We start from the raw sequence: 26,270 nt of genomic DNA on the forward strand, positions 1-26,270 counted from the left end.
TTTTCTATTTTTCTTTTGTTAGTTGTTCTAATGTTTTTCCAAGATTATGTGATCGTTTCGTTGCCTGTGTAATACAAGAAATAAGTGCTTGTTGAAATTTATGTTCTTGTAATACTTCAATACCTGCTTCGGTAGTTCCACCAGGAGAAGTAATTTCCTTTCGCAAAATAGAAGGGTGTTTGTCACTTGCTTTTAGCATTTCAGCAGCACCAATCATCGTTTGAAGAATAAGTGATTTTGCAACATCTTCTTTTAAACCAATTTTTGTTGCAGCTTCTTCCATAGCTTCCACTACGTAATAAATATAAGCAGGTCCACTTCCGGATAATGCAGTGACAGCATGCATATCTTCTTCCTCTACAACAGAGACGAGACCAATCGTTTCAAATAAAGATGTTGCAGTGCGAATATGTTCCGCTGTTGCATGTTTTGAAGGGGAGATAGCGGTAGCTGATTTTAAAATGGCTGCGGATGTATTTGGCATTGCACGAATAATTGGAACGTCTTTTTGAAGTAGTTTTCTAATTGAGTGAGTAGAAACACCTGCTAGTAATGAAATAATAAGCACGTTATTATTTATGTATTCTTTAAAAGGGGTAAGTGCCTCTGCAACATCCTTTGGTTTCATTGCTAGAAAAAGAATATTTGCATCAGTAAGTAATTCTTTTTTATTATGAGTACCTTTGACACCGTATTTTTTATGTAGCTCTTGTAATCTTGTCTCGTTAGAACGATTACTTACAGTAATTTGTTCACCTTTAACAACATTTGCATGTAACAAGCCACCAATAATAGCTTCGGCAATGGAGCCTGCACCGAGAAAGGAAATGTTTTGAATAGACATGATGTTCCTCCTTTAATTTTGGTTAGAAATTCTTATAAATGTACATACATTCGTTTTTTTATAGGAAACACCTCTTTTTATCTGAAAATAATGACAAATATATATAGAAGTTGTAAACTGAAGAAGTATTCATTTTTGAACCGGAAAGAGACAGGGGGGCTAAGCATGACGGCGATTCACCGAATGGAGATTCCTGTACCATTTGCAGTGGAAACTGTGAATGTGTTTTTAGTTGAGGGGGAGACATTAACATTAATTGATACAGGGACGAATACAGAAGAGGCAAGGAATGCGTTAGAAAGTCAATTAGGTGCATTAGGACATACGCTAGAAGATATTGAAACAGTAGTCATTACGCATCATCATGCAGATCATTGTGGACTTTTAAATATATTTTCTGAGAAGACGAATATTATTGGACATCCTTGGAATGAGCCTTGGATTACACAAAATCCAGAATTTTTAAAGCGGTATCATGAATTTTTTAGAGAGACGGCCTTACAGTTTGGTGTGCCAGCAGCATTTTTGAAAGACGAGTCGTTATTGACGACGAGGACACTTAAATATTCTTGTAATAGATCGTTAACGCATACTGTGAGAGAAGGAGATCGTATTGATTCTTTGCCTGGATTTATAGTACTTGAAACACCAGGTCATGCTTCTACTCATATTTCTTTATATAGAGAATCTGATGGAATATTAATTGGTGGAGATGCTCTCATCAGTCATATTTCTTCGAATCCAATACTAGAACCACCATATGAAGGGCAAACAGAACGGGCACGCCCATTACTACAATATAATCAAACATTACAGCGTTTAAGCGAAATGAATATTTCACGCATTTTATCAGGGCATGGGGAAGATGTTCTAAATGTGAAACAACTTATTGAAACGAGATTACAAAAGCAAGAAACACGTGCTTTTAAAGTGCTTGAGTTATTAAAGGAAAAACCAATGACAGCATTTGAAGTATGTGTAAAACTATTTCCGGTATTATATAAAGAACAATTACCACTTACTATTTCAGAAACGGTTGGACAATTGGACTATTTAGCATATAATCAACAAGTGATGATTGATGAGTCATCGCAACAATTGATTTATTATGCAAAGTAGGTGACAGCAATGACAGGACGTTTACAAAATAAAGTAATCGTCATTACAGGTGCTTCTAGTGGGATTGGTGAGCAAGTTGCAATGCAAGTTGCAGCACAGGGAGCGACTCCAGTATTAATGGCTCGAACAGAAGAGAAACTACAAGCGTTAGTAGACAAAATTAAAGAAACTTATAATACGCCTTGCTATTATTATGTATTAGATGTAAGTGAAGAGATGGAAGTACAGTCTGTTTTTTCAAAGGTATTACAAGAAGTGGGACGTATTGATATATTAGTAAACAATGCGGGATTTGGTATTTTTAAAACGTTTGAAGATGCGTCAATGGATGAAGTGAAAGATATGTTCCAAGTAAATGTATTTGGATTAGTAGCATGTACGAAAGCGGTACTACCTTATATGGTAAACAAGAACGAAGGACATATTATTAATATTGCTTCCCTTGCCGGAAAAATTGCAACTCCGAAATCAAGTGCGTATGCAGCAACGAAACATGCTGTATTAGGATTTACGAATAGTTTACGCATGGAATTAGCGAATACAGATATTTATGTTACAGCAATTAATCCAGGTCCGATAGATACAAACTTTTTTGAAATAGCGGATCAATCTGGTACATATGTAAAGAATATGGGACGTTACATGTTAAAACCAACATACGTAGCAGAACAAATCGTAAAGTCGATGCACACGAAAAAACGTGAAGTAAACTTACCGAAGTGGATGGGAATTGGCCCGAAACTTTATGCTTTATTCCCAGGTTTATTTGAACGTGTAGCAGGTAAATCATTAAGTAAAAAATAGGAGATTTCCACATGGAAATCTCCTATTTTTTATTGTTTTCCAGTCACATAATCATAAACAATATCCTCAATCTCCTCGTATAAATCAATTTCAATATTTGAATGAATCACCGTTTGAATATGTTTCACTAGCATTTCCTGATCTTCTTTTGATATTGGACTGCATTGATATTGCTGAAAACTTTTTATAATCATTTTCTCAATTAATTTTTCGTTCATATTTTTTCCCGCCTGTATGTACGTATGTATTGTTTTATTGTACTTGAAGTGAAATGAAAAAACTACCACGCACTACTTTTGTATAAAAATTCGGTTTTGTATATTGTTTTTCTAGTAAAATTAAGTTTTTTAAGTTTGTAAAATTTATAAATATTTAATTGACTCTATAAATATACAATATTATAATCATACTTAATTTAAAGAATCGATTTGAGGAGGAACTTATGAAAGTCGCAATTATTGGAGCCACTGGATATGGGGGCATTGAGTTAATTCGTTTATTAGAACAACATCCATATTTTTCTATAGCATCTCTTCATTCTTTTTCACAAGTTGGTGAGTGTATAACAAATGTATATCCGCATCTTCGAAATGTCCTCGTTCATACGTTACAAGAAATTGATGTGGAGACAATAGGGAAAGAAGCAGAAATCGTATTTCTAGCAACACCAGCAGGAGTATCGGCGGAGTTAACTCCCAAGTTATTAGCTGAAGGTTTAAAAGTAATTGACCTATCTGGAGACTTTCGTATGATAGATCCTTCGTCATATGAACTGTGGTATAAAAGGCCAGCAGCGAAAGAAGAAATTCTTAGAAAAGCAGTGTATGGGTTAAGTGAATGGAAAAGGACTGAGATTCAAAAGGCAAATTTAATTGCAAACCCAGGATGTTTTGCTACAGCCACATTGCTAGCGATAGCGCCGTTAGTACGTAGTAGCATGATTGAAGAAGATTCAATTATTATTGATGCGAAATCAGGGGTATCAGGAGCAGGTAAAACACCAACAACAATGACTCATTTTCCTGAGCTATACGATAACTTACACATCTATAAAGTAAACCAGCATCAGCACGTTCCAGAGATTGAGCAAATGCTTACAGAATGGAATAGTGAATTACAGCCAATTACATTTAGCACACATTTAATACCGATATCACGAGGAATCATGATTACACTTTATGCAAAAGTAAAACAAAAGATGGAAATAAAGCAACTTCAAAAATTGTATGAAGAAACGTATGAACAATCGCCTTTCATCCGAACTTGTACGCAAGGGAAATTTCCAAGTCCAAAAGAAGTGAGAGGCTCAAATTATTGTGATATTGGCATAGCTTACGATGAAAGAACAGAAAGAGTTACGGTCGTTTCTGTTATAGACAATATGATGAAAGGCGCGGCTGGGCAAGCGATTCAAAATGCAAACATAATAGCGGGACTAGAAGAGACAACAGGTTTACAACATATGCCGCTTTATCTATAAGGGGGACATGATGATTAAAGTAGCGTCTATTACAAAATTAGAAAATGGTTCAATTGTAACGCCGAAAGGCTTTTCGGCAATTGGTACTGCAAATGGTTTAAAAAAGGAGAAAAAGGATTTAGGGGCAATCGTTTGTGACGTACCAGCATCATGTGCCGCTGTGTATACAACGAATCAAATACAAGCAGCCCCTTTACAAGTAACGAAGGATAGTATAACGGCAGAAGGGAAGTTACAAGCAATTATCGTTAATAGTGGAAATGCAAATGCTTGTACTGGAATGCAAGGATTACAAGACGCATACGAGATGCGCGCATTAGGGGCGGAACATTTTGGGATGAAAGAAAATTACGTTGCAGTAGCTTCAACAGGTGTAATTGGTGTTCCACTGCCGATGGATATAATCCGAAAGGGAGTTGCAACTCTTATACCGACGAAGGAAGAAAGTGAAGCATATTCTTTTTCTGAAGCAATTTTAACGACGGATCTCATAACGAAAGAAACTTGCTATGAAATGATTATTGATGGGAAGAAAGTGGCGATTGCGGGTGTTGCAAAAGGTTCAGGGATGATTCATCCGAATATGGCAACGATGCTTAGTTTTATTACGACAGATGCTCATATAGAGCATGACGTATTGCAAACAGCATTATCACAAATAACGAATCATACATTTAATCAAATTACGGTGGATGGAGATACTTCTACGAATGATATGGTCATCGTTATGGCAAGTGGATTATCAGAAACAAGGCCGATAAATATGGAACATACAGATTGGGAAATTTTCGTATGTGCTTTACAGAAGGTATGTGAAGATTTAGCAAAGAAAATTGCGCAAGATGGTGAAGGCGCTACAAAGTTAATAGAAGTAAATGTGCTAGGAGCTCAAACGAATGAAGAGGCAAAAAAAATTGCAAAGCAAATAGTCGGTTCGAGTCTTGTGAAAACAGCAATACATGGTGAAGATCCAAACTGGGGGCGAATTATTAGCAGTATTGGACAAAGTGAAGTAGCTATTAATCCGAATACAATTGACATTACTCTTCAATCTATATTGGTATTAAAAAATAGTGAGCCTCAAACATTTTCTGAAGAAGAAATGAAAGAGAGATTACAAGAAGATGAAATAGTCATTAATGTGTACTTACACTTAGGAGAAGAGACAGGATCAGCTTGGGGCTGTGACTTAAGCTATGAATATGTGAAAATAAACGCTTGTTATCGTACATAAGGAGAGAGAAGATGAGCGAATATATTGTAGTGAAATGCGGCGGTAGTATGTTGAATCAATTAAAAGCTGTGTTTTTTGAATGTATAAAGAAATTGCAACAGAAGTATAAAGTAGTGATTGTTCATGGTGGTGGGCCAGAAATTGATGCCAAATTAAAAGATTGTAACATCAACGTAGAAAAAAGAGATGGATTACGCGTAACACCAAAAGAAGTTATGGATGTTGTTCAAATGGTGCTATGCGGAAGTACGAATAAAAAACTCGTAATGAATTTACAAAAGCATAATTTACTTGCGGTAGGTTGTTCAGGATGTGACGGCAATTTACTTCAAGTTCAACCTGTCAGTGAAGAGATAGGATATGTGGGGGAAGTAAGTTATGTAGAAACAGCCTTATTAAAAGGATTAATAAATATGGAGTATATTCCTGTTATTGCTCCAATCGGGGTAAATGGTAATGAAGTTTATAACATAAATGCGGACAATGCTGCAGCTGGGATTGCGGCTGCGTTAGGGGCAAAAGAGCTTATTTTTATTACGGATGTAGATGGAATATTACATGAAGGGAATTTGGTAAAGGAAACGGATGAATCTGAAATTGCTACTTTTATAGAAACAGGTGTTATTACAGGTGGGATGATTCCGAAAGTACAGGCGGCACTAGCATCATTAAAAATGGGAGTGCAAAAGATAAGTATTGTGAATGGTACAAAAGATTTTACTGAGGTTACGGGAGAGTGTATTGGAACGACGGTAACGAAAGGTGTGAGTATTGCATGACGAGTCATCTTTTTCAAACGTATGGCAGAAGAACTATTGAGTTTGTAAAGGGAACTGGAACGAAAGTTATTGATAATAACGGTAAGGAATATTTAGATTTCACATCAGGAATTGGCGTATGTAATTTAGGACATTGTCACCCTACTGTTCTCAAAGGTGTACAAGAGCAACTTGATGATATATGGCATATATCTAACCTGTTTACAAACAGCTTGCAAGAAGAAGTTGCGTCATTATTAACAGAAAATAGAGCATTAGATTATGTGTTTTTCTGTAATAGTGGGGCAGAGGCAAATGAAGCGGCTTTAAAGTTAGCACGTAAGCATACTGGAAAATCTCTCGTCGTAACATGCCAGCAGTCTTTTCACGGTAGAACATTTGGAACGATGAGTGCAACGGGCCAAGATAAGGTAAAAGAAGGATTTGGTCCATTACTTCCATCTTTTTTACATATCCCTTTTAACGATATTAAAGCATTAGAGGAAGTAATGAATGAAGAAGTTGCGGCGGTAATGGTAGAAGTTGTTCAAGGAGAGGGAGGAGTAATACCTGCTGATCTATCTTTTTTGAAAGAGATTGAAACATTATGTAATAAGTTCGGTTCCTTATTTATTATAGACGAAGTACAAACGGGGATAGGAAGAACTGGAACACTATTCGCTTATGAACAAGTGGGAATAGAGCCTGATATCGTTACCGTTGCAAAGGCGCTTGGGAATGGGATTCCTGTCGGAGCGATGATTGGCCGGAAAGAGCTCGGAGCGTCGTTTACTGCAGGATCACACGGTTCAACTTTTGGCGGGAATTACATCGCGATGGCTGCAGCGAAAGAAGTATTGCAAGTAAGTAAAAAACCATCGTTTTTAAAAGAAGTACAAGAAAAAGGCGAGTACGTATTAGAGAAGTTGCAAGAGGAATTACAGCATGTCGAATGTATTCAAAATATACGTGGTAAGGGGCTTATGATTGGGATTGAGTGTAAGCATGAAGTTGCAAGTTTTATAGAACAACTAGAAAACGAAGGACTTCTCGTATTACAAGCAGGTCCTAATGTGATAAGACTATTACCGCCACTCATTGTCACGAATGAAGAGTTAGAACAGGCAGTATATATAATAAAAAAAGTAGTTTGTACAAAAAACGTATCAATCATATAAGGGGGAAGTTTCATGTCAACTGTACAAGTACCGAAATTAAATACGAAAGATCTTTTAACACTAGAAGAATTAACGAAAGAAGAAATTATTTCTTTAATTGAGTTCGCTATATATTTAAAAAAGAATAAGCAAGAGCCTTTATTACAAGGCAAAATATTAGGGCTTATTTTTGATAAGCATTCAACTCGTACTCGTGTATCTTTTGAAGCGGGAATGGTACAACTCGGGGGACATGGTATGTTTTTAAGTGGGAAAGAGATGCAAATGGGAAGAGGAGAAAGCGTTTCAGATACTGCGAAAGTATTATCGCAGTATATTGACGGGATTATGATACGTACATTCTCACACGCGGATGTAGAAGAGCTTGCAAAAGAATCGAGTATTCCTGTTATTAACGGTTTAACGGATGATCATCATCCTTGTCAAGCATTGGCAGACCTTATGACGATATACGAAGAAACAAATACATTTAAAGGAATAAAATTGGCTTACGTAGGTGACGGCAATAATGTGTGTCATTCATTGTTGCTAGCGAGTGCAAAAGTTGGAATGCATATGACTGTTGCAACGCCTGTAGGATATGAACCGAATGAAGAGATTGTAAAAAAAGCGTTAGCAATTGCCAAGGAAACAGGAGCTGAAATTGAAGTTTTGCATAATCCTGAATTAGCGGTGAATGAAGCAGATTTCATTTATACTGACGTTTGGATGAGCATGGGGCAAGAGGGCGAAGAAGAGAAATATTCTTTATTTCAACCTTACCAAATCAATAACGAACTTGTTAAGCATGCGAAGCAAACATATCGTTTCTTACACTGTTTACCTGCCCATCGTGAAGAAGAAGTAACAGGAGAAATTATAGATGGACCGCAGTCTATCGTCTTTGAGCAAGCTGGTAATCGATTGCATGCTCAAAAAGCGTTATTAGTGAGTTTATTTAAAAATGTAGAAGAGCCTTCCTAAAAGGGAGGTTTTTTTATATTAAAATGTCATATGTATATTTAGTTAACCATTTCGATATCATTTATAATAAAAGAGAAAACTAAATTTGTTTTTCAGAGTGTGTAAGGACATACTACATATAAAAATATAGTTAAAGAGATGATGAGGGTGAAAACAACTAAGAAAACATATTCGTTTTTCCAGCGGATGTGGAGAATATTAAAGTTTCAATATTATAAGTTGCTTCGATCGCCAGAAGGCGCAAAGAAAGTATCGTTAGGGTTTGCTATAGGATTCGGCTTAGAAATGTTAGTCATTTATACGGCATCGCTCGTATATGTAATATTTTATCCAATCGTCAGGTTAGCAAAGGGATCTTTTCCTGCGGCAGTTATTGGCAATATTATTGGGAAAATATCGTTTCTCCCAGTATTTTTATTTCCGCTTGCGTATGCGCTAGGAAAAATGATTTATCCATTTCATGTACAGAAAATTCATCATGAACCATTTACGATATCGGACTTGTTTTCAAGTCACATTTTTACGATATTAAAGAGCTTATTACAAAGTGAAGTGTATGTATTAATTGGAATGACGATTTTAGGAGTTGTGTTTGGTCTCATTTCATATTTCGTTGTGCATTATTTATACGAAAAGAACCGTAAGTTACGTTTGAAGAAAAGGAAGAAACGAGTGAGAGAACCACTTGTACAATTATAAACAATGTCACATTCATTTTCTCCTTTGAATATGTTTAAGAAAAAGGAGGAGAGGATAATGTATTATTATTACGTACCTCAAGTATATCCATATGTAAATTATTATCCGGTTTATGATACGAGTAGACAATACGAATTATATCGGCAACAACAATTACAGCAATTATCACAAATACCACAATTACCAACACAACAGCCTACACAGGAAAAAAAACCATATTTAACAACATGGCCATATTCCAATGTATACTATGGTAATTATTACGAATCATAAAGCTGCTTCTATTTAGAAGCAGCTTTATACGTTTGTTTTCAAAATTAAATTTTGAATGGTTTGAAGAGAATGAATGAGCTTTTCGCGCTCTTCCTCAGATAATGTTTGGAAATTTTCTTTTAGTTTGTCTAAAATGAATTGCTGATACTGATTTACTAATAATTTCCCTTCAGCTGTTAGGGAAATTAAAATGACCCGTCGATCTTTTTCGCTATAATGACGCTCTATTAGTTCTTCTTGAATAAGTTTGTTTAATAGAGGTGTCATGTTAGGCCGTGAAATCGCTAGCCGCTTGCCGATTTCGGAAACTGCTAATGTGCCGTTTTCATGCAAAAGCAGTAATACTTGTGTATGTGATGGCGGCATATGTCTTTGAGAAGAAAATTCTCCAGGAAGCATAAATTTGCGATAAAAAAGAGGCACTAGCGAAAGAAGATGATCAACAATACGTTCCCACTCGCGTGATTCCATATAAAGGCCCCCTTCCACTATCATTGTAACAAAAAAGACATGTTATAAAAATAGAATTGTTTCATGGTCGCTTTAATATTTGTAGGATAACACTTGCTTTGTAAATGTATTGGCAATAATTGCATAGCCGTTATCATTTGGGTGTACTTGGTCAAATAATAACTCTTTTTTATCATTCGATATTAATTTGCGAATTGGTAAAACGATAGATGGTTGATTTGCTTTGGAAATGGAATAAACAGATTCATTCCAGCCATCTAAAAACATATCTGCATAACTTGCGATGGAGTCATCGAGTTGTAACGGGTTATAGAGTTCTGAGAGAATGAGTAAAGCGTCCGGATTTTGATCTCGAACTGTCTTTACAATACTTTTTATATCCGCTTCAAAATGGGCTTTTTCTTTATTTAACATTTTTATACCATCTATAACACCAACATCACGATTTAAACGAAATAAATTATTTCCTCCAATATTAATTGTAATTATATTTGCTGCTCTAATTTTTTCCTTTACATCTTCTGATTGAACTTTTTTAGCGAGACGATCTGTTGTAAGACCGTTTACCCCAAGGTTTTCTACTGTAATTGGTTTATGAATTTGTGCTTCTATTTGCTTAGAAGCTAATTCAGCAAATCCACCTTGTGTCGATCCATATCCTTTAGCGAGTGAATCACCTAATACAAGATGATAAAAAGATTCGTTTGTTTGCTTATCAATCCAATTTGGGGCAGATGTTTTTTCTGTTTTTTCTTCAGATTCATTTTGTTTTGTCTCGTCGTTCTTTTCAAAATAAGAATAAGAAATGATCAGAAGGAGGAGACAAATAATTGTTAAGATGACTTTTTTCATAAATTCATCCTCCTTGTAATTGGTAATTGTATCATATTCAGCAGTATTAGCAATGTAAGGGCATATTATATGTTTATGAAAAGTTTATAATAACTTTACAGAAAATTTGTTGAAGTTTGTCAAAAAATATTGACGATAGGAAAGAACTTTATATATGATAATGTCAGATAAGGTGAAACTTTAATGAGTGGGAGCTTTATTTCCTATTAATTAATAGTCTTCATCAATCGGGCGTTTAAGGGGACTACTCGTTAGCGCAGGGTGAAATGAAAATTGTGTCTCTAATAGAAGAAAAAAGGTATGTGGTTAGAGACAGATAGGGATTCATTTCATTATTTCTGGTAATTGTATAAGGGGGATTTTTTGTGAAAAAGTCAAAAAAAATGCTAGCTGGAGCAACTCTTGCGATTGGTGTTATAGCACCGCAAGTAATGCCAACAACAGCTCATGCAGATGAGAACACTGGGGAGAGTACAGTTAACTTACGAATTCTAGAAACATCAGATATTCACGTTAACTTAATGAATTACGATTATTATCAAACGAAAACAGATAATAAAGTAGGTCTCGTGCAAACTGCAACACTCGTTAATAAAGCACGTGAAGAAGCGAAAAACTCTGTCCTATTTGATGATGGGGATGCATTACAAGGGACACCGCTTGGAGATTATGTAGCAAATAAAATAAAAGATCCGAAGAATCCTGTGGATCCTAGTTATACACATCCATTATATCGTGTAATGAATTTAATGAAGTATGACGTCATCTCTCTTGGGAATCATGAATTTAACTACGGCTTAGACTATTTAAACAAAGTAATTAGTAAAACGGAATTCCCGGTTATTAACTCGAATGTTTATAAAGACGACCATGATAATAATGAAGCGAACGATGAAAATTATTTTAAACCATATCATATTTTAGAGAAAGAAGTAGTGGATGAAGCAGGCCAAAAACAAATAGTAAAAATTGGTGTAATAGGATTTGTCCCACCTCAAGTTATGAACTGGGATAAGGCAAATTTAGAAGGAAAAGTAAAAGCGAAAGATATTGTCAAAACAGCGAATAAATTAGTACCGAAACTGAAAAATGAGGAACATGCAGATATTGTCGTTGCACTAGCGCATTCAGGTGTTGATAAGAGTGGATACAACGAAGGAATGGAAAATGCATCATATCATTTAGCAACACAAGTTCCTGGCGTAGATGCAGTATTAATGGGACATTCACATACTGAAGTGAAGGATGTATTTAATGGTGTTCCAGTTGTAATGCCTGGTGTTTTTGGTAGTAACTTAGGTATTATTGATATGCAATTGAAAAAGGTAAACGGAAAATGGGAAGTACAAAAAGATCAATCTAAGCCACAACTTCGCCCGATTGCTAATAGTAAAGGTACCCCATTAGTAGAATCTGATCAAAAATTAGTTAATGAAATTAAAGATGAGCATCAAGCGACAATCGACTATGTAAATACACCTGTAGGTGAAACGAAAGCACCAATTAATAGTTATTTTTCATTAGTACAAGATGATCCTTCCGTACAAATTGTGACAAATGCGCAAAAATGGTATGTAGAACAAGAACTTAAAAAACCAGAGTACGAAAAGATTAAAGATATTCCGGTTTTATCTGCAGGCGCACCATTTAAAGCAGGTGGCCGAAACGGTGCTACATATTATACGGATATTCCAGCTGGAACGTTAGCAATTAAAAACGTTGCAGATTTATACGTGTATCCAAATACGTTATATGCTGTAAAAGTAAATGGGGCACAAGTGAAAGAATGGCTTGAAATGTCTGCAGGTCAGTTTAATACAATTGATCCAAAGAAAACAGAAGAACAGCCATTAGTAAATATAGGCTATCCTACATATAACTTCGATATTTTAGATGGCTTAAAATACGAAATTGATGTAACACAACCGGCGAAATACGATAAAGATGGAAAAGTTGTAAATGCAAATACGAATCGTATTGTAAATATGACATATGAAGGTAAGCCAGTAGCTGATGATCAAGAGTTCATCGTCGCTACAAATAACTATCGTGGAAGTAGTCAAACGTTCCCAGGTGTAAGTAAAGGGGAGGTTGTATACCAATCACAAGATGAAACACGTCAAATCATTGTGAAGTATATGCAAAAAATAAAAAATATTGATCCAGCAGCTGATCAAAATTGGACGTTTAAACCGATTGTTGCAGATAAATTACATACAACATTTGATTCTTCACCAAATGCACAAAAGTATATAAAGAAAGATGGGAACATATCATATGTTGGACCATCTGAAAATGAATTTGCTAAATATGCAATTGATATAACGAAGAAAAATGATGATAAAGAAACTGGTGAAGGAAATCCAACGACACCGCCAACAGGTGGGGGAGAAAATCCAACAACACCGCCAACAGGTAATGGAGAAAACCCAACACCACCAACAGAAGAAGGTAATAATGGTAATGAACCAAAACAAGATGGAAACAATACTGGATCTGGACAAACTACAACAGATGATCAAAATACAAAAGAAACAACAACAACTGTAAGTGAAAATAAAGAAGCTGAAAAAGATGAACGTGATTTACCGAAAACAGGTGCAAGTATTGCTTCTACAATTGGAGCGGGTCTTGCGTTTGTTGGAGCGGGATTACTTATGTTATTTAGAAGAAAGAAAGCGAATAGATAGTCGAGAAATATAAAAAGGATTACCGATTTGGTAATCCTTTTTGTTATATTATGAAACTGGTACTGCTTTTTCTTTTTTCCATGAAAGACCGAATCCAGTAAAGCCGACGATAATGGTTACGACTGGACATGCTAAACAGAAGATTGCGTATGGCAGGTAATCGAATGTTGGAACGCTAAGAACGTTTGTTAAGAATACGCCACTTACACCCCATGGTACGAGTGGATTAATTACTGTACCAGCATCTTCTAATACTCGTGATAAATTACGACGTTCTAAACCGACTTCATCGTATTTATTAGCAAATGCTTGTCCTGTTAAAACGATGGATAAGTACTGCTCACCGAGTAAGAAGTTTACACCAATTGCAGTTGAAGCAGTAGAAATAATTAAGCGTGTACTAGTTTTTACGAAGCTAGAGATAATATTCATCAGCTGCGCTATAATACCCATTCCTTGTAATAATCCTCCCATACAAAGAGCTAGAAAAATAAGAGCAATTGACATCATCATACTTTGCAGGCCACCGCGAGATAATAAGCTATCAATATCTTTGATACCAGTTTTAGAAACGTAACCGTCTTGCATAATTTTTATTAAATCAGCTAAAGAAGTGCTAGGTTTAAAAATAAAGAGAATAATAATCCCTACCACAATTCCTGCAAGTAATGTTGGAACTGCAGGTACCTTTTTAAATGCGAATAGGAACAGTAATAAAATAGGAATAAGTGTAACGATAGAAATCGTTGCATTTTTTTCTAATGTGTTAATAAATGCTGAGAAATCAACGTTTCCATCAGATCCGCTTCCTAAAATGAAAAATGCGATAAAAGCAATAATGAAAGCTGGCACTGTTGTCCAAAGCATGTTACGAATATGTTCAAATAAATCTACACCCGTTACAGCAGGCGCTAAGTTTGTTGTATCAGATAAAGGAGACATTTTATCTCCGAAGAATGCACCAGAAATAATTGCACCAGCAATAAGAGCTGGATCGTATCCAAGGGCAGTACCCATTCCCATAAAGGCAAGTCCTACAGTTGCAGCAGTTGTAAAAGCACTACCGATACTCGTTCCAACAATTGCACAAACAACAAAAACAGTTGGAACGAAAATTTTTGGAGATACAAGTTGGAAGCCGTATACCATTAAAGTCGGAATAGTTCCAGCTGCGATCCAAACGCTAATTAATACGCCTACAAGTAAGAAAATAAATATAGATGGAATACCAGCTGAAATACTACTAATCATCCCTTTCTCCATAGTAGACCAAGAGATTCTCTTCAAGAATCCAAATGCTAATAAAAGAACGATACCAAATAAAATTGGGATGTGTGGTGAAACTTCTAATTGAATAACACTAAAACCAATACAGAAAAAGATAAAAATTGTTAAAAGAACAGACTCAATTTTTGAAACCATTGTTTTCCCCTCCTAAGTAATATGAAATAGCTCTTTTTTATATAAAATTCGCCAATATTGTATATTTCCTTCTAAATTTTAGAATTTTGTGACAAATTACCGGTAATTGTTTGTTCTTCTATATGATACGGAAATAATTGGATAAAAAAACGTCCCTGCATATAATTATGCAGGGACGAAGAAATCGCGGTACCACCCTAGCTTGTGAAATGAATGTATCACAAAATAAAGGGTCATATGATATGCGTTTATAAAATAAAAAACGTCCCTGCAATATATGCAGGGACGAAAAATTCGCGGTACCACCCTAAATTGTGAAACAGTGTCGTTTCACCACTCTTTAGACATAACGGTCTATAACCGTCTTTCACTACTCCTCACGTTTCGTAAAAGAAGCTCCAGGGGGTAATTCATAATTCGCTCTGTACTGGTTCGCACCGACCACCAGCTCTCTGAAATCAGAAATCGAAATACTACTAAATCCTATCAACGCCGATTCATATGATGTTAGTTAAATTTTTATCATATTTTCATCTTACATGTCAATAAAAATATTAAATGTTTTTTTAGGGAAATAAAGGATAATTGTTTTTAATGCTGTAAAAATGTACGTTATAATGAATTTGAAAGGGGGAGGAAAGAGTGAAGAAAAAAATAATTCTTTTTACCACTTTATTAGTTATTGGAGGAAGTGCTGGAATTTACACAGCTTTTGCGGCTGAATCAGAGCAGCTGAAACAAAAGCAAATACAACAATCAGAAGTGAAGAAAGTAAAAGAAATAGAAGAGAAGAAATCAATGGAAAAAACAGCAGAGAAACTAGGAGTTTCTACAGAGGGAAAAACAAAAGAAGAGGTTACGAAAGAAGTAAATACCGCTAGGTTTGAGAAGCGTCATGATTTATTAATTGAGCACGCTAAGCAACTTGGAATTGATACAGAGTGGAAAAAAGATGAAGAAATTATTTTAGAAATTGGAAAGATACAGCATGGAAAGTAGAACAACTTATCGTATGATAAGTTGTTCTTTTTTAAGAACTATTTGATTTTAAAATAATTGACAGTCATTCAGATTTAATGTTAACTGTATTTATAAACAAGTTAACATTAGGGGTGACAATTGTGACAATAAATAGTAAAACGATTGAAAAATCATCTTATACATATGAAGAATTAGCAGAGAAAAATAAAGCTTACGTATGGCACCCATTTACACAAATGAAAGATTATTTAGAAGAAGATCCTGTCATTATTGAACGTGGAGAGGGAAGAAAGCTATACGATGTAAATGGTAATGAATATTGGGATGGTGTTTCATCTATATGGTTAAATGTTCACGGACATCAAGTACCGGAATTAGATGAAGCAATTCGTGAGCAATTAAATAAAATTGCTCATTCTACTATGTTAGGACTTGCTAACGTTCCATCTATTTTATTAGCAGAAAAAATTATTGAGGTTGTACCAGATGGATTGAAGAAGGTATTCTATTCTGATTCAGGTTCTACCGCTGTTGAAATTGCAATTAAGATGGCTTTCCAATATTGGCAGCATAAAGGGAAACGAAAGAAACAAAGATTCGTTACATTAAAAGAAGCATATCACGGTGATACAATTGGAGCTGTTTCGGTAGGAGCAATAGACTTGTTTCACCAAGTGTATAGTTCGCTCTTATTTGATGCGATTAAAATGCCGTATCCATATACATATCGTTCTCCTTACGGAAATAATAGGGAGGAAATTGTAAAAAGCCATTTAGAAGAAATGGAAGAATTGTTGAAAGAAAAGCATGAAGAAGTAGCTGCCATCATTGTGGAGCCATTAATGCAAGGTGCTGGCGGGATGATTACAATGCCAAAAGGATATTTAAAAGGACTGCGCGATTTATGTACTAAGTACAATGTATTATTTATTACAGATGAGGTAGCGACTGGATTTGGGCGTACAGGGAAAATGTTTGCGTGTGAACATGAAAATGTGACGCCAGACATTTTAACTGCTGGGAAAGGTTTAACAGGTGGATATTTACCAATTGCAGTTACGGTAACGACGGATGAAATATATAATGCCTTCTTAGGAGAATATGAAGAACAAAAAACATTTTTCCATGGACATAGCTACACAGGCAATCCGTTAGGGTGTGCCGTAGCAATCGCGAATTTAGAGCTATACGAAAAAACAAATTTAATAGAAGAAGTGGCACATAAAACGGATTATGTGGCAGCGCAATTAGAAAAGCTCTTTGCGTATAAACATGTAGGTGATATTCGTCAGTGCGGATTAATGGTTGGTATTGAGCTTGTGAAGAATAAGGAAACGAAAGAAGCGTTTGACTGGACAGAAAGAGTCGGTGTTCAAGTATGTAAACGCGCAAGAGAGCTGGGTATGATCTTGCGACCGCTCGGTAATACGATTGTATTTATGCCACCTCTTGCTTCTACAATTGAGGAGATTGATGATATGTTACGTATTTTGTATAAAGCAATCTCGGATGTTACGGAGGGAGAATAATGCGCGGTTTTTTTATAACAGCAACAGATACTGAAGTGGGGAAAACTGTCGTTGCCGGTGCATTAGCCGGTGTATTTAGAGAATTGGGATATAACATCGGAGTATATAAACCGTTGCAAAGTGGGCATGTTGCATCAAACCCTGAGGGAGATGCGGCAAGGTTAAAAGCATTATCAGGTGTGCCGACACAAGAAAATGAAATTTGCCCTTATTCTATTGAAGCACCACTTGCTCCGAGACTTGCCATGAAAAGAGCTGGAAGAGTAGTAAAGTTAAAAGAAATTACTGATTACTATAATGAACTATTAAAAGAGTTTAATAGCTTATTTGTAGAAGGGGCAGGTGGGCTTGCTGTCCCATATACAGAAGATGCTTTAGTAATTGATTTTGCAAAAGAATTACAGTTGCCTCTTATTGTAGTAGCTCGTCCTACATTAGGAACAGTAAATCATACAGTGTTAACGATTGCTTATGCAAAGGCGCATGGCTTAACCGTAGCGGGTGTCATTTTATCAGGTTGCAAAGAATGTGAAATGGAAAGAGTGCAAGAAAATAAAGAGATGATTGAAGAGCTGAGCGGGGTACCAGTTTTAGGATTATTACCATTCTTTGAAGGTGAGTTTACGAAAGAAGAAGTATTAGAATCTGCAAAAGAACATATTATGATTTCAAAATTAGAGGAGTTTATCCAAAATGAATCAAACGTGGCGGGCGCACCTTCAATGTAAATTACAACAATTACATGAGCAAGGGCAGTATCGTGATTTGCATGTAACAGAGAAGGCAGAAGAGACTTGGCTTATTCGAGATAAAAAAAGGATGTTAAATTTAGCGTCAAATAATTATTTAGGGTTAGCTGGAGATGAAAGGTTAAAAGAAGCTGCTATTGCCTGTACAAAAAGATATGGAACTGGAGCGACTGCCTCTCGTCTCGTTGTAGGAAATCATCCATTATATGAAGAGGTTGAGAGAAGCATATGTGACTGGAAAGGTACTGAAAGAGCTTTAATTGTAAATAGTGGGTATACGGCAAATATAGGTGCCATATCTTCTTTGGCCTCTCGGCACGATATTGTTTTTAGTGACAAGTTAAATCACGCAAGTATTGTTGATGGAATCATATTAAGCGGGGCAGAGCATAAAAGGTATCGTCATAATGATTTGGATCATTTAGAGAAGCTGTTGAAAATGGCTTCGCCTGAAAGCAGAAAATTAATCGTAACAGATACCGTTTTTAGTATGGATGGTGATACTGCGTATTTGAGAGATTTAGTACAGCTGAAAGAGAAATACGGGGCAATCATTATAGTCGATGAAGCACATGCGAGTGGAATATATGGAATCGGCGGAGCTGGGTTATCTCATATAGAAAAAAATCTTGCTCAAAAAATTGATATACATATGGGGACGTTTAGCAAGGCTTTAGGGTGTTATGGTGCGTATTTGACAGGTGATGAAATTTATATAGAGTATTTACAAAATATGATGAGAAGCTTTATTTTTACTACAGCTTTACCACCAAGTACGTTAGGAGCAGTGCAAAAAGCAATTGAAATTGTAAAAGAAGATAACGAAAGAAGAGAGAACCTTATAGCAAACGGAGAATACTTCAGAACTAAATTAAGGGATGCTGGTTTTGATATTGGGAATAGTTCAACTCATATTGTACCGATTGTAGTCGGTTCAAATGAACATGCTTTACGATTTAGTAAAAGGTTGCAAGAGGTAGGGATTGCGGCCATTGCAATTCGTCCGCCAACTGTGCCGGTTCATAGTTCTCGAATTCGCTTTGCAGTTACATCGCAACATACAATAGCTGATTTAAAATGGGCTATTGACCGAATTATTCACATTGCGAAAGAAGAGGAGATTTTCGTATGAACGAGCTAAAGATTATTTTTATCCCCGGATGGGGAATGGAAGAGAATATTTGGGATTTAGTACTTCCGTATTTTAAAGGATATCCTGTTGAATGCGTAGATTGGCGTAATGTGAAAGAACGAAGTGAATTTGCGGAACGAATTATAGATGTAGCGCATAACGACAACGTAATTTTAGTTGGATGGTCACTAGGAGCGTTAGCAGCAGTTGAAGCTTATAAAAAGATTCAGGCAAAAGGCATCGTATTAATTGGTGGGACTGCTAAATTTACAAATACGAGCGACTATAGTAATGGATGGAATGCTTTGCATGTAGAACGGCTGAAAAGGAATTTGGCGAGAAGGAGAGAGGATACGCTCAAGCGTTTTTATGAAAATATGTTTACGAAAGATGAGCTAAAAGGGAATAAAAACTTTGAAGACATTGTAGACCGTTTTAAAGGTGATTCTATTCAGTCTTTACAACTAGGTTTGGATTATTTAATAGAAACAGATATGAGAGAAGAACTAAAAGAAATTAAAGTACCTATACTACTTATTCACGGAGAACAGGATGTAATATGCCCATTGTCTGCGGCACGTAGTATGACGGAGAATAGCAGCAGCGAGCTGAAAGTAGTAAGTGAAGCAGGGCATGCATTATGTGTAACGAATTTTGAATATTGTGCAAATGAGATGATTCAATTTGTAGAGGGGATACGACATGATCAACAAAACGTTACTACAAAAACGGTTTAATGGGGCAGCCGTATCTTACGATCGATATGCAAATGTACAAAAAAAGATGGCACATTCATTACTTTCAATCTTAAAGGAACGATATAGTGAAACGGCATCAATACGTATTTTAGAACTGGGATGCGGGACGGGGTATGTAACAGAACAATTATCAAAGTTATTTCCGAAAGCACATATTACAGCAGTTGATTTTGCTGAAAGTATGATTGCGATTGCGCAAACTAAACAAAATGTAAAAAATGTAACGTTTCACTGTGAAGATATTGAGCAATTACGATTAGAAGAATCATATGATGTCATTATTTCAAATGCTACATTTCAATGGTTAAATAATTTACAACAAGTGTTAAGAAATTTATTTCAACATTTGTCTATAGATGGGATATTACTCTTTTCAACGTTTGGACATGAAACATTTCAAGAATTGCATGCTTCGTTCCAACGTGCGAAAGAAGAAAGAAATATAAAAAATGAAACATCGATTGGTCAACGTTTTTATTCAAAAGATCAGTTGCTTCATATATGTAAGATAGAAACAGGGGATGTGCATGTTTCTGAAACATGTTACATAGAGAGTTTTACAGAAGTTAAGGAGTTTCTGCATTCTATTCGAAAAGTAGGAGCAACTAATAGCAATGAAGGATCATATTGTCAAAGTCCCTCACTCTTTCGTGCGATGCTACGCATATACGAAAGAGACTTCACGGGAAATGAAGGGATAATGGCAACGTATCATGCTTTATTTATACACATAACAAAAGAGGGGAAGAGATGAAATGAAACAAGTACAAACAAAAAGGGATTGGAAAAAACTTGCATACGACGTAGTGGAAGAGAAAATGATTACGAAAGAAGATGCAATAGCGATATTAGAAGCTGATGATACAGAAGTTTTAGAAATTATGAATGCAGCTTACATTATTCGCCATCATCACTTTGGTAAGAAAGTAAAATTGAATATGATTATTAATACGAAATCTGGATTATGTCCTGAAGATTGTGGATATTGCTCACAGTCTATTATTTCAGAAGCACCGATTGATAAATATGCATGGTTAACGCAGGAGAAGATTGTAGAAGGGGCACATGAAGCAATACGCCGTAAAGCAGGTACATATTGTATTGTAGCGTCTGGTCGTCGTCCGACGGATAAAGAGGTAAATCACGTAATTGGAGCAGTTAAGGAAATTCGTGAAACGACAGACTTGAAGATTTGTTGTTGTTTAGGTTTCTTAAATGAAGATCAAGCAGGACGTTTAGCGGAAGCAGGCGTGCACCGTTATAATCACAACTTAAATACACATGCAAATAATTACGATAGTATTTGTTCAACTCATACGTATGATGATCGTGTTGATACAGTTCAAAAAGCAAAACAAGCTGGTATTTCACCATGCTCTGGAGCAATTTTTGGCATGGGAGAAACAATTGAAGAGCGTGCTGAAATTGCATTTGAATTACAACGTATAGATGCAGATTCTATCCCTTGTAATTTCCTTGTTGCTGTAAAGGGGACACCTCTTGAAGGGCAAAAAGAGTTAACGCCAGTAGAATGTTTAAAAGTACTTGCAATGATGCGTTTTGTAAACCCAACAAAAGAAATTCGTATTTCAGGAGGACGTGAAATCAATTTACGTTCTGTACAGCCAATCGGTTTATTTGCAGCAAATTCTATTTTTGTCGGGGACTACTTAACGACAGCTGGACAAGAGCCGACTGCGGACTGGGGTATGATTGCAGATTTAGGATTTGAGATTGAAGAATGTGCATTATAAGATAGATGAAAAAGCAAACTTGTAAAAGGGTTTGCTTTTTTTGTAAATAAAATGTAATAAATAGTTGTGAACGCTTGATATTATTGGTTTTTGAGCGAAAAAAAGAATTTTTGTGGACGAATTTTCCAAGCCCTAGTTGTACATAGTAAATATGTAATTTATATTGGGTTGGAGGATTTTACATGTACAAATACATATTAGCGATTATGACTTGTTTAATTTTAATAAAAGCAATAAGTTCTGATCCAGTTAAGGCTGCTGAAAATCCTGAACAAAAAGAGATGCAACAAAGAATCGAACAACACTTTCGAACGAAAGCTGAACATTTTGGATTGAAAACGGAAGGAAAAGATTTAAAGGAAGTTAGAAAAGAAATTACTATTATAGAAGAAGCGAAAAAAAGAGAGAATGTATGGAGAACAGCACAAGCTCTTCATATAAAAACAGAAGGAAAAACGATGAATGAATTAATAAAAGATGTACAAAAAAAGGTGAAAAAATAAAAAGAGGCCGCAGCCTCTTTTTTTTATGCCCATTGTTTTGATAAGTGAGCCATTTCAATTGCAGCAACAGCTGATTCATATCCTTTATTACCAGCTTTCGTACCTGCGCGTTCAATCGCTTGTTCAATTGTTTCTGTCGTTAATACGCCGAAAATAACTGGGATGTCCATTTGTAGTGATAAAGACGCAACACCTTTTGCTACCTCATTACAAACGTAATCGTAGTGTGTTGTAGCACCTCGGATTACAGTACCTAATGTAATAACAGCATCATACTTTCCGCTACTAGCCATCTTTTTAGCGATTAAAGGAATTTCAAATGCACCAGGAACCCAAGCAACATCAATATCACTTTCTTCTACACCGTGACGCTTTAATCCGTCTAAAGCTCCGCCAAGTAACTTACTTGTAATAAATTCGTTAAAACGTCCAACAACAACTCCAACTTTTAATCCTGTACCAACTAAATGACCTTCGAATACCATAATAAATCTCTCCTTTAATTATAAGTTTAGTAAGTGTCCTAATTTATTTACTTTCGTTTGTAAATACGATTTATTTTCTTCTTTTGCCGGCATTTGCAACGGTACACGCTCGACTACTTCTAAATCGTAACCTTGTAAGCCAGCAATTTTTCTTGGGTTATTCGTTAATAATCGTAAGCTTTGTAAACCTAAATCTTTTAATATTTGAGCACCGATACCGTAATCACGAAGATCAGCAGGGAAGCCGAGTTTTTCATTTGCTTCTACAGTATCGAATCCTTCTTCTTGTAATTTATAAGCGCGAAGCTTATTAAGAAGCCCAATGCCTCTTCCTTCTTGTCTCATATAAAGAAGAACACCTTTTCCTTCACGCTCAATTTGAGCAAGTGCTGCATGGAGTTGTGGTCCGCAATCGCAGCGATGTGAACCGAATACATCTCCTGTTAAGCATTCAGAATGAACACGTACAAGTACCGGTTCACCTGTTGAAATATCACCTTTTACAAGTGCGATATGTTCTTTCGTATCTAATGAGTTAGAATAGCCAATTGCGTGGAAAGTACCGAAATCTGTAGGTAATGTAATTTCCACTTCTCTCGTCACAAGTGTTTCATGATGGCGGCGATAAGCAATTAAATCTTCTATTGTAATCATTTTTATATCAAATTGTTTTGCACATTCTATTAAATCAGGTACACGTGCCATCGTGCCGTCCTCATTTATAATTTCGCAAATAACTCCAGCTGGTTCGGCACCGCATAGCTTTGCTAAATCAACAGCAGCTTCTGTATGACCTGCACGACGCAGGACACCGCCTTCTTTCGCAATTAATGGAAAGATATGTCCAGGTCGATTGAAATCAGCGCCTTTTGATGCGGGGTTTAACAATTCTTGTATCGTAGTTGCACGTTCGTGAGCGCTAATCCCTGTTGTTGTAGAAACATGGTCAATGCTCACTGTAAACGCAGTATGATGTGAATCTGTATTATGAGATACCATTGGTTCTAATTGTAGACGTTCTGCGTACCCTGCTGTAATCGGTACACAAACGAGACCACGGCCATGTGTAATCATAAAATTAATTGTTTCTGGTGTAATGTACTCTGCTAAAGCAATAAAATCGCCTTCATTTTCTCGGTTTTCATCATCACATACGATAACGACTTTACCTTGTTTTAAATCTTCTAGAGCTTCTTCAATACGATGAAACATTGTGCTTCCCCCTTATAGAAATCCGTTTTCTTGTAAAAAGCTTTCAGTCATTGAACCTACTCGTTTTGTAGGTTTAGTAATAAAGCGTTCGATATATTTACCAATCATGTCACACTCAATGTTTACGATATCTCCGGCATTTTTTTCTCCAATGACAGACTCGCTTACTGTGTGCGGGATGAGTGAAATCGTTATGGAAGATTCGTCTATATCAAATATCGTTAAACTCGTTCCATCAACAGCAATGGACCCTTTCTGCAAACAATAGCGCAGCAGTTCATCAGAAATTGCTATTTTGTAATAGACGGCATTGTAATGTTGTTTTTTATTTAAAATCGTTCCGATGCCATCAATATGTCCTGAAACGAAATGTCCACCGAATCGTCCATTTGCAGCCATTGCTCGCTCTAAATTTACTTTAGAGTGCGGTTTAAGCATGCGAAGTGATGTCGACTGCATCGTTTCAGGCATTGCATCAACTGTAAATGAAGTAGTTGTAAAGCTTGTTACAGTTAAGCAAATGCCGTTAACAGCGATACTATCACCTAAGTGAACATCTGATAAAATTTTGTTTGCATGAATCGTTAATTTCATCGCTTCTCCGCTTTGTTGCATGTTTGCTATCGTTCCTAATTCTTCTACAATTCCTGTAAACATTTCGTCACCTCGTTTCGGGCATTCGCAACGATTTTTATATCATCACCAATTTGTTTCATCTCTTGAATTTTCAAGGAAAGCGCATCTTGTAATTTTGAAAAACCATTTCCTCCAAATAAAGTAGGAGCATCTTTCCCACCAATTAATTTCGGACTTATATAGGTTACAATTTCATTAAAATTGTTTGTTTTTAAGAAACTTGCATGAATCGATTGGCCACCTTCAACGAATAGAGAAAGAATTTGTTTCTCTCCAAGAAAGGAAAGAAGGTCTTCGATTTCTATATACTTCGTTTCCATTTGGAATATAGCTATATTTTTAGATTCATAAGAAGATATCTTCTCTTTCTTTACATCCTTACCGACAATAATCCACGTCGGTGCTAAACCATCTGTTATGACATGAGAAGATGGTGGCGTTCGTAAATGGGTATCTAAAATAACGCGAATAGGATGTTTCCCACCATTTGGAATTCTTGTTGTTAAATGAGGATTATCAGCTATAACTGTATTCACTCCAACAAGAATTGCATCATGTGTATGGCGATATTGGTGAACATCAGCACGTGCTTGTTCACCTGTAATCCACTTACTTTCACCAGTTACAGTTGCTGTTTTTCCATCTAAGCTCATCGCTGTTTTGATTGTTACAAAAGGGCGTTTCGTTTTCATGTAGTGAAAAAAGTAGCGATTTAATAAAACTGCTTCTGCTTCAAGAACACCGGTAGTTACTTCAATTCTAGCTTCCTCTAATCTTCTTTTTCCGTTACCAGAAACGAGCGGATTACAATCGAGAGTAGCAATTACAACACGCTTAACTCCTCTTTCGATGAGCAATTCACAGCAAGGTGGTGTTTTTCCAAAGTGGCTACACGGTTCCAGTGTTACATAAACGGTAGCGTCTTTGGCGTTCTGACCAGCCATTTGAAGGGCATGAACTTCTGCGTGTTCTTCACCAGCTCGTAAATGAGCCCCTATACCAACGATGTTTCCATCTTTTACAACAACAGCACCAACCATAGGATTTGGACTTGTTTGTCCTGATGTTCCTTCTGCTAACTGCAGGGCAATCCTCATATATTCTTGATCTGTCATTTTCTTCACCTCTCCAAAAAAAATCAAAAAACCCCAAGGATTTAATATCCTTGGGGTTTGGGAGACGTGATTTCTAGAAATATAGTTTGAATACGAAAGCATAGGAAAGAAACCTAACGATAATTGATATTTCTGCATAAGGAAAAAACCTAGCAAAATATCGAATTTTTAAACGCTAGTTGTCTCTTTTTATTTCAGTATAAAAAATAAGTATAGAAAATTAAACATATATAAAGAATCAAAATGAATCTTTAAAAATATGCATACTGAAATAAAAGTGTATTCACTATATAAAAAACTAGAAACATATCCTTCTCCCATCCAGACTATACTGTCGGCCCTAGAGTTTCACTAGATCCACCGTTTTCGAGTTGAAAACGGGTCACGGACTTAGAAGTTTTCACTTCATCACCGCCGGTTGGGAATTTCACCCGACCCCGAAGGATGCTGTTTGCTCAAATTATAGCACAAAAAAAATAAAAGGCTAGTAAAAAATATTCGAATGTGAAGAATTGTGTGAAAATATATGCAGGCTGGAATGGAAATAAAAGTATTAGAAATGTTGTAAAGAGAAGGGATATAACGGAGTTCCTAAAAAGAAAAAACATGCACAAAAAAATGTGCATGTC

Annotated in this window: 27 protein-coding genes, 1 riboswitch and 1 other annotated feature; of the genes, 18 read left to right on the forward strand and 9 right to left on the reverse strand. The window is 36.0% G+C overall.

Annotated features, from left to right (window positions below; translation table 11 throughout):
• Nucleotides 1–4: 4 nt before the first annotated feature.
• Nucleotides 5–844, reverse strand: a complete 840-nt coding sequence (gene proI / locus ACTFRY_RS03785) for a pyrroline-5-carboxylate reductase ProI (protein ID WP_016118606.1) — start codon at nt 842–844, stop codon at nt 5–7.
• Between the two features lie 165 nt (nt 845–1,009).
• On the opposite strand from proI, the gene ACTFRY_RS03790 reads away from it, so the two are divergent.
• Both ACTFRY_RS03790 and ACTFRY_RS03795 read left to right on the forward strand, forming a co-directional pair.
• Complete coding sequence (locus ACTFRY_RS03790; protein WP_000125122.1) at nt 1,010–1,963, forward strand: MBL fold metallo-hydrolase; 954 nt, start codon at nt 1,010–1,012, stop codon at nt 1,961–1,963.
• A gap of 9 nt (nt 1,964–1,972) precedes the next feature.
• Nucleotides 1,973–2,767, forward strand: coding sequence for an SDR family NAD(P)-dependent oxidoreductase (locus ACTFRY_RS03795; RefSeq protein WP_000147791.1), 795 nt, complete (start codon nt 1,973–1,975; stop codon nt 2,765–2,767).
• Between the two features lie 29 nt (nt 2,768–2,796).
• On the opposite strand, the gene ACTFRY_RS03800 is transcribed toward ACTFRY_RS03795, so the two are convergent.
• Entirely contained in the window at nt 2,797–2,985 is a 189-nt protein-coding gene (locus ACTFRY_RS03800; protein WP_098616197.1) for a YqzH family protein, read from the reverse strand.
• A 224-nt stretch (nt 2,986–3,209) separates the two neighbouring features.
• Between ACTFRY_RS03800 and argC the strand changes: the two genes are divergently transcribed.
• The 7 genes from argC (at nt 3,210) to ACTFRY_RS03835 (ending at nt 9,352) form a co-directional block, all read left to right on the forward strand.
• A complete protein-coding gene (argC, locus tag ACTFRY_RS03805; RefSeq protein WP_086391623.1) occupies nt 3,210–4,247 on the forward strand; it encodes an N-acetyl-gamma-glutamyl-phosphate reductase in 1,038 nt (345 codons plus the stop codon).
• 10 nt (nt 4,248–4,257) lie between these two features.
• Nucleotides 4,258–5,481, forward strand: coding sequence for a bifunctional glutamate N-acetyltransferase/amino-acid acetyltransferase ArgJ (gene argJ, locus ACTFRY_RS03810; RefSeq protein WP_136986382.1), 1,224 nt, complete (start codon nt 4,258–4,260; stop codon nt 5,479–5,481).
• An 11-nt stretch (nt 5,482–5,492) separates the two neighbouring features.
• Nucleotides 5,493–6,260: an acetylglutamate kinase gene (gene argB / locus ACTFRY_RS03815; RefSeq protein WP_016118601.1), complete on the forward strand. Its 768-nt coding sequence runs from the start codon at nt 5,493–5,495 to the stop codon at nt 6,258–6,260.
• A complete protein-coding gene (locus ACTFRY_RS03820; RefSeq protein WP_061663466.1) occupies nt 6,257–7,417 on the forward strand; it encodes an acetylornithine transaminase in 1,161 nt (386 codons plus the stop codon). The genes argB and ACTFRY_RS03820 overlap by 4 nt, the downstream gene beginning before the upstream one ends.
• A 12-nt stretch (nt 7,418–7,429) precedes the next feature.
• A complete protein-coding gene (gene argF / locus ACTFRY_RS03825) occupies nt 7,430–8,380 on the forward strand; it encodes an ornithine carbamoyltransferase (protein WP_016118599.1) in 951 nt (316 codons plus the stop codon).
• Between the two features lie 138 nt (nt 8,381–8,518).
• Nucleotides 8,519–9,079 (forward strand): DUF2062 domain-containing protein, encoded by a 561-nt coding sequence (locus tag ACTFRY_RS03830; RefSeq protein WP_002005691.1) that lies wholly within the window; start codon nt 8,519–8,521, stop codon nt 9,077–9,079.
• A gap of 57 nt (nt 9,080–9,136) precedes the next feature.
• Entirely contained in the window at nt 9,137–9,352 is a 216-nt protein-coding gene (locus tag ACTFRY_RS03835) for a hypothetical protein (RefSeq protein ID WP_000291957.1), read from the forward strand.
• A gap of 24 nt (nt 9,353–9,376) precedes the next feature.
• Here the strand turns inward: ACTFRY_RS03835 and ACTFRY_RS03840 are convergent, their stop codons facing one another.
• Together ACTFRY_RS03840 and ACTFRY_RS03845 are read right to left on the reverse strand one after the other, a co-directional pair.
• A complete protein-coding gene (locus tag ACTFRY_RS03840; protein ID WP_000445819.1) occupies nt 9,377–9,823 on the reverse strand; it encodes a MarR family winged helix-turn-helix transcriptional regulator in 447 nt (148 codons plus the stop codon).
• A 72-nt stretch (nt 9,824–9,895) separates the two neighbouring features.
• Nucleotides 9,896–10,675: a GDSL-type esterase/lipase family protein gene (locus ACTFRY_RS03845; protein ID WP_086391625.1), complete on the reverse strand. Its 780-nt coding sequence runs from the start codon at nt 10,673–10,675 to the stop codon at nt 9,896–9,898.
• 365 nt (nt 10,676–11,040) lie between these two features.
• Between ACTFRY_RS03845 and cpdB the strand changes: the two genes are divergently transcribed.
• On the forward strand, nt 11,041–13,365 hold the full coding sequence (cpdB, locus tag ACTFRY_RS03850) for a bifunctional 2',3'-cyclic-nucleotide 2'-phosphodiesterase/3'-nucleotidase (RefSeq protein WP_000748656.1): 2,325 nt from the start codon (nt 11,041–11,043) through the stop codon (nt 13,363–13,365).
• 48 nt (nt 13,366–13,413) lie between these two features.
• Here the strand turns inward: cpdB and nhaC are convergent, their stop codons facing one another.
• The gene (gene nhaC, locus ACTFRY_RS03855) at nt 13,414–14,787 is read right to left on the reverse strand and encodes a Na+/H+ antiporter NhaC (protein WP_016118595.1); all 1,374 of its coding nucleotides are present in this window, start codon (nt 14,785–14,787) and stop codon (nt 13,414–13,416) included.
• Nucleotides 14,788–15,065: 278 nt separating this feature from the next.
• Nucleotides 15,066–15,286: a binding site (T-box leader), on the reverse strand.
• Between the two features lie 143 nt (nt 15,287–15,429).
• On the opposite strand from nhaC, the gene ACTFRY_RS03860 reads away from it, so the two are divergent.
• The 8 genes from ACTFRY_RS03860 (at nt 15,430) to ACTFRY_RS03895 (ending at nt 22,193) form a co-directional block, all read left to right on the forward strand.
• Nucleotides 15,430–15,786 (forward strand): hypothetical protein, encoded by a 357-nt coding sequence (locus tag ACTFRY_RS03860; RefSeq protein WP_016118594.1) that lies wholly within the window; start codon nt 15,430–15,432, stop codon nt 15,784–15,786.
• 77 nt (nt 15,787–15,863) lie between these two features.
• On the forward strand, nt 15,864–17,297 hold the full coding sequence (gene bioA / locus ACTFRY_RS03865) for an adenosylmethionine--8-amino-7-oxononanoate transaminase (protein ID WP_016118593.1): 1,434 nt from the start codon (nt 15,864–15,866) through the stop codon (nt 17,295–17,297).
• Nucleotides 17,297–18,025, forward strand: a complete 729-nt coding sequence (gene bioD / locus ACTFRY_RS03870; RefSeq protein ID WP_001213931.1) for a dethiobiotin synthase — start codon at nt 17,297–17,299, stop codon at nt 18,023–18,025. The genes bioA and bioD overlap by 1 nt, the downstream gene beginning before the upstream one ends.
• A complete protein-coding gene (bioF, locus tag ACTFRY_RS03875; RefSeq protein WP_016118592.1) occupies nt 17,991–19,178 on the forward strand; it encodes an 8-amino-7-oxononanoate synthase in 1,188 nt (395 codons plus the stop codon). The genes bioD and bioF overlap by 35 nt, the downstream gene beginning before the upstream one ends.
• Nucleotides 19,175–19,915 carry an alpha/beta fold hydrolase gene (locus ACTFRY_RS03880; protein WP_098616198.1) on the forward strand — a complete coding sequence of 247 codons (741 nt, stop codon included), beginning with the start codon at nt 19,175–19,177 and terminating at the stop codon, nt 19,913–19,915. The genes bioF and ACTFRY_RS03880 overlap by 4 nt, the downstream gene beginning before the upstream one ends.
• On the forward strand, nt 19,881–20,690 hold the full coding sequence (gene bioC / locus ACTFRY_RS03885; protein ID WP_000608903.1) for a malonyl-ACP O-methyltransferase BioC: 810 nt from the start codon (nt 19,881–19,883) through the stop codon (nt 20,688–20,690). Before ACTFRY_RS03880 ends, bioC begins: the two co-directional genes overlap by 35 nt.
• Nucleotide 20,691: 1 nt before the next feature.
• On the forward strand, nt 20,692–21,690 hold the full coding sequence (bioB, locus tag ACTFRY_RS03890; RefSeq protein ID WP_000815856.1) for a biotin synthase: 999 nt from the start codon (nt 20,692–20,694) through the stop codon (nt 21,688–21,690).
• A 182-nt stretch (nt 21,691–21,872) separates the two neighbouring features.
• A complete protein-coding gene (locus ACTFRY_RS03895; RefSeq protein WP_000280032.1) occupies nt 21,873–22,193 on the forward strand; it encodes a hypothetical protein in 321 nt (106 codons plus the stop codon).
• Between the two features lie 23 nt (nt 22,194–22,216).
• Here ACTFRY_RS03895 and ribH read toward each other — a convergent pair whose 3' ends face one another.
• The 4 genes from ribH to ribD are packed head-to-tail and all read right to left on the reverse strand — an operon-like array spanning nt 22,217 to nt 25,641.
• Nucleotides 22,217–22,678 carry a 6,7-dimethyl-8-ribityllumazine synthase gene (ribH, locus tag ACTFRY_RS03900; protein WP_000230899.1) on the reverse strand — a complete coding sequence of 154 codons (462 nt, stop codon included), beginning with the start codon at nt 22,676–22,678 and terminating at the stop codon, nt 22,217–22,219.
• Nucleotides 22,679–22,696: 18 nt separating this feature from the next.
• Complete coding sequence (gene ribBA / locus ACTFRY_RS03905; RefSeq protein ID WP_000468983.1) at nt 22,697–23,890, reverse strand: bifunctional 3,4-dihydroxy-2-butanone 4-phosphate synthase/GTP cyclohydrolase II; 1,194 nt, start codon at nt 23,888–23,890, stop codon at nt 22,697–22,699.
• Between the two features lie 12 nt (nt 23,891–23,902).
• Nucleotides 23,903–24,547, reverse strand: a complete 645-nt coding sequence (gene ribE / locus ACTFRY_RS03910) for a riboflavin synthase subunit alpha (RefSeq protein ID WP_000493915.1) — start codon at nt 24,545–24,547, stop codon at nt 23,903–23,905.
• The gene (gene ribD, locus ACTFRY_RS03915; protein WP_086391627.1) at nt 24,529–25,641 is read right to left on the reverse strand and encodes a bifunctional diaminohydroxyphosphoribosylaminopyrimidine deaminase/5-amino-6-(5-phosphoribosylamino)uracil reductase RibD; all 1,113 of its coding nucleotides are present in this window, start codon (nt 25,639–25,641) and stop codon (nt 24,529–24,531) included. The genes ribE and ribD overlap by 19 nt, the downstream gene beginning before the upstream one ends.
• A gap of 305 nt (nt 25,642–25,946) precedes the next feature.
• Nucleotides 25,947–26,090, reverse strand: a riboswitch (FMN riboswitch).
• Nucleotides 26,091–26,270 lie beyond the last annotated feature (180 nt).

The organism is Bacillus cereus group sp. MYBK195-1 (assembly GCF_051916605.1).
Classification (GTDB): domain Bacteria; phylum Bacillota; class Bacilli; order Bacillales; family Bacillaceae_G; genus Bacillus_A; species Bacillus_A cereus.

Bases quoted from the DNA above. Each gene is read 5' to 3' on its own strand.
- bioD (WP_001213931.1), top strand. From the start codon at position 17,297: ATGCGCGGTTTTTTTATAACAGCAACAGATACTGAAGTGGGGAAAACT.
- ACTFRY_RS03835 (WP_000291957.1), top strand. From the start codon at position 9,137: ATGTATTATTATTACGTACCTCAAGTATATCCATATGTAAATTATTAT.
- argJ (WP_136986382.1), top strand. From the start codon at position 4,258: ATGATTAAAGTAGCGTCTATTACAAAATTAGAAAATGGTTCAATTGTA.
- argF (WP_016118599.1), top strand. From the start codon at position 7,430: ATGTCAACTGTACAAGTACCGAAATTAAATACGAAAGATCTTTTAACA.
- ribD (WP_086391627.1), bottom strand. From the start codon at position 25,641: ATGACAGATCAAGAATATATGAGGATTGCCCTGCAGTTAGCAGAAGGA.
- bioF (WP_016118592.1), top strand. From the start codon at position 17,991: ATGAATCAAACGTGGCGGGCGCACCTTCAATGTAAATTACAACAATTA.
- ACTFRY_RS03820 (WP_061663466.1), top strand. From the start codon at position 6,257: ATGACGAGTCATCTTTTTCAAACGTATGGCAGAAGAACTATTGAGTTT.
- argB (WP_016118601.1), top strand. From the start codon at position 5,493: ATGAGCGAATATATTGTAGTGAAATGCGGCGGTAGTATGTTGAATCAA.
- nhaC (WP_016118595.1), bottom strand. From the start codon at position 14,787: ATGGTTTCAAAAATTGAGTCTGTTCTTTTAACAATTTTTATCTTTTTC.
- ACTFRY_RS03800 (WP_098616197.1), bottom strand. From the start codon at position 2,985: ATGAACGAAAAATTAATTGAGAAAATGATTATAAAAAGTTTTCAGCAA.
- bioC (WP_000608903.1), top strand. From the start codon at position 19,881: ATGATCAACAAAACGTTACTACAAAAACGGTTTAATGGGGCAGCCGTA.
- ACTFRY_RS03880 (WP_098616198.1), top strand. From the start codon at position 19,175: ATGAACGAGCTAAAGATTATTTTTATCCCCGGATGGGGAATGGAAGAG.
- ACTFRY_RS03895 (WP_000280032.1), top strand. From the start codon at position 21,873: ATGTACAAATACATATTAGCGATTATGACTTGTTTAATTTTAATAAAA.
- ACTFRY_RS03795 (WP_000147791.1), top strand. From the start codon at position 1,973: ATGACAGGACGTTTACAAAATAAAGTAATCGTCATTACAGGTGCTTCT.
- bioA (WP_016118593.1), top strand. From the start codon at position 15,864: ATGTTAACTGTATTTATAAACAAGTTAACATTAGGGGTGACAATTGTG.
- ACTFRY_RS03790 (WP_000125122.1), top strand. From the start codon at position 1,010: ATGACGGCGATTCACCGAATGGAGATTCCTGTACCATTTGCAGTGGAA.
- ACTFRY_RS03840 (WP_000445819.1), bottom strand. From the start codon at position 9,823: ATGGAATCACGCGAGTGGGAACGTATTGTTGATCATCTTCTTTCGCTA.
- ACTFRY_RS03830 (WP_002005691.1), top strand. From the start codon at position 8,519: ATGATGAGGGTGAAAACAACTAAGAAAACATATTCGTTTTTCCAGCGG.
- bioB (WP_000815856.1), top strand. From the start codon at position 20,692: ATGAAACAAGTACAAACAAAAAGGGATTGGAAAAAACTTGCATACGAC.
- ribE (WP_000493915.1), bottom strand. From the start codon at position 24,547: ATGTTTACAGGAATTGTAGAAGAATTAGGAACGATAGCAAACATGCAA.
- argC (WP_086391623.1), top strand. From the start codon at position 3,210: ATGAAAGTCGCAATTATTGGAGCCACTGGATATGGGGGCATTGAGTTA.
- ACTFRY_RS03845 (WP_086391625.1), bottom strand. From the start codon at position 10,675: ATGAAAAAAGTCATCTTAACAATTATTTGTCTCCTCCTTCTGATCATT.
- ribBA (WP_000468983.1), bottom strand. From the start codon at position 23,890: ATGTTTCATCGTATTGAAGAAGCTCTAGAAGATTTAAAACAAGGTAAA.
- ribH (WP_000230899.1), bottom strand. From the start codon at position 22,678: ATGGTATTCGAAGGTCATTTAGTTGGTACAGGATTAAAAGTTGGAGTT.
- proI (WP_016118606.1), bottom strand. From the start codon at position 844: ATGTCTATTCAAAACATTTCCTTTCTCGGTGCAGGCTCCATTGCCGAA.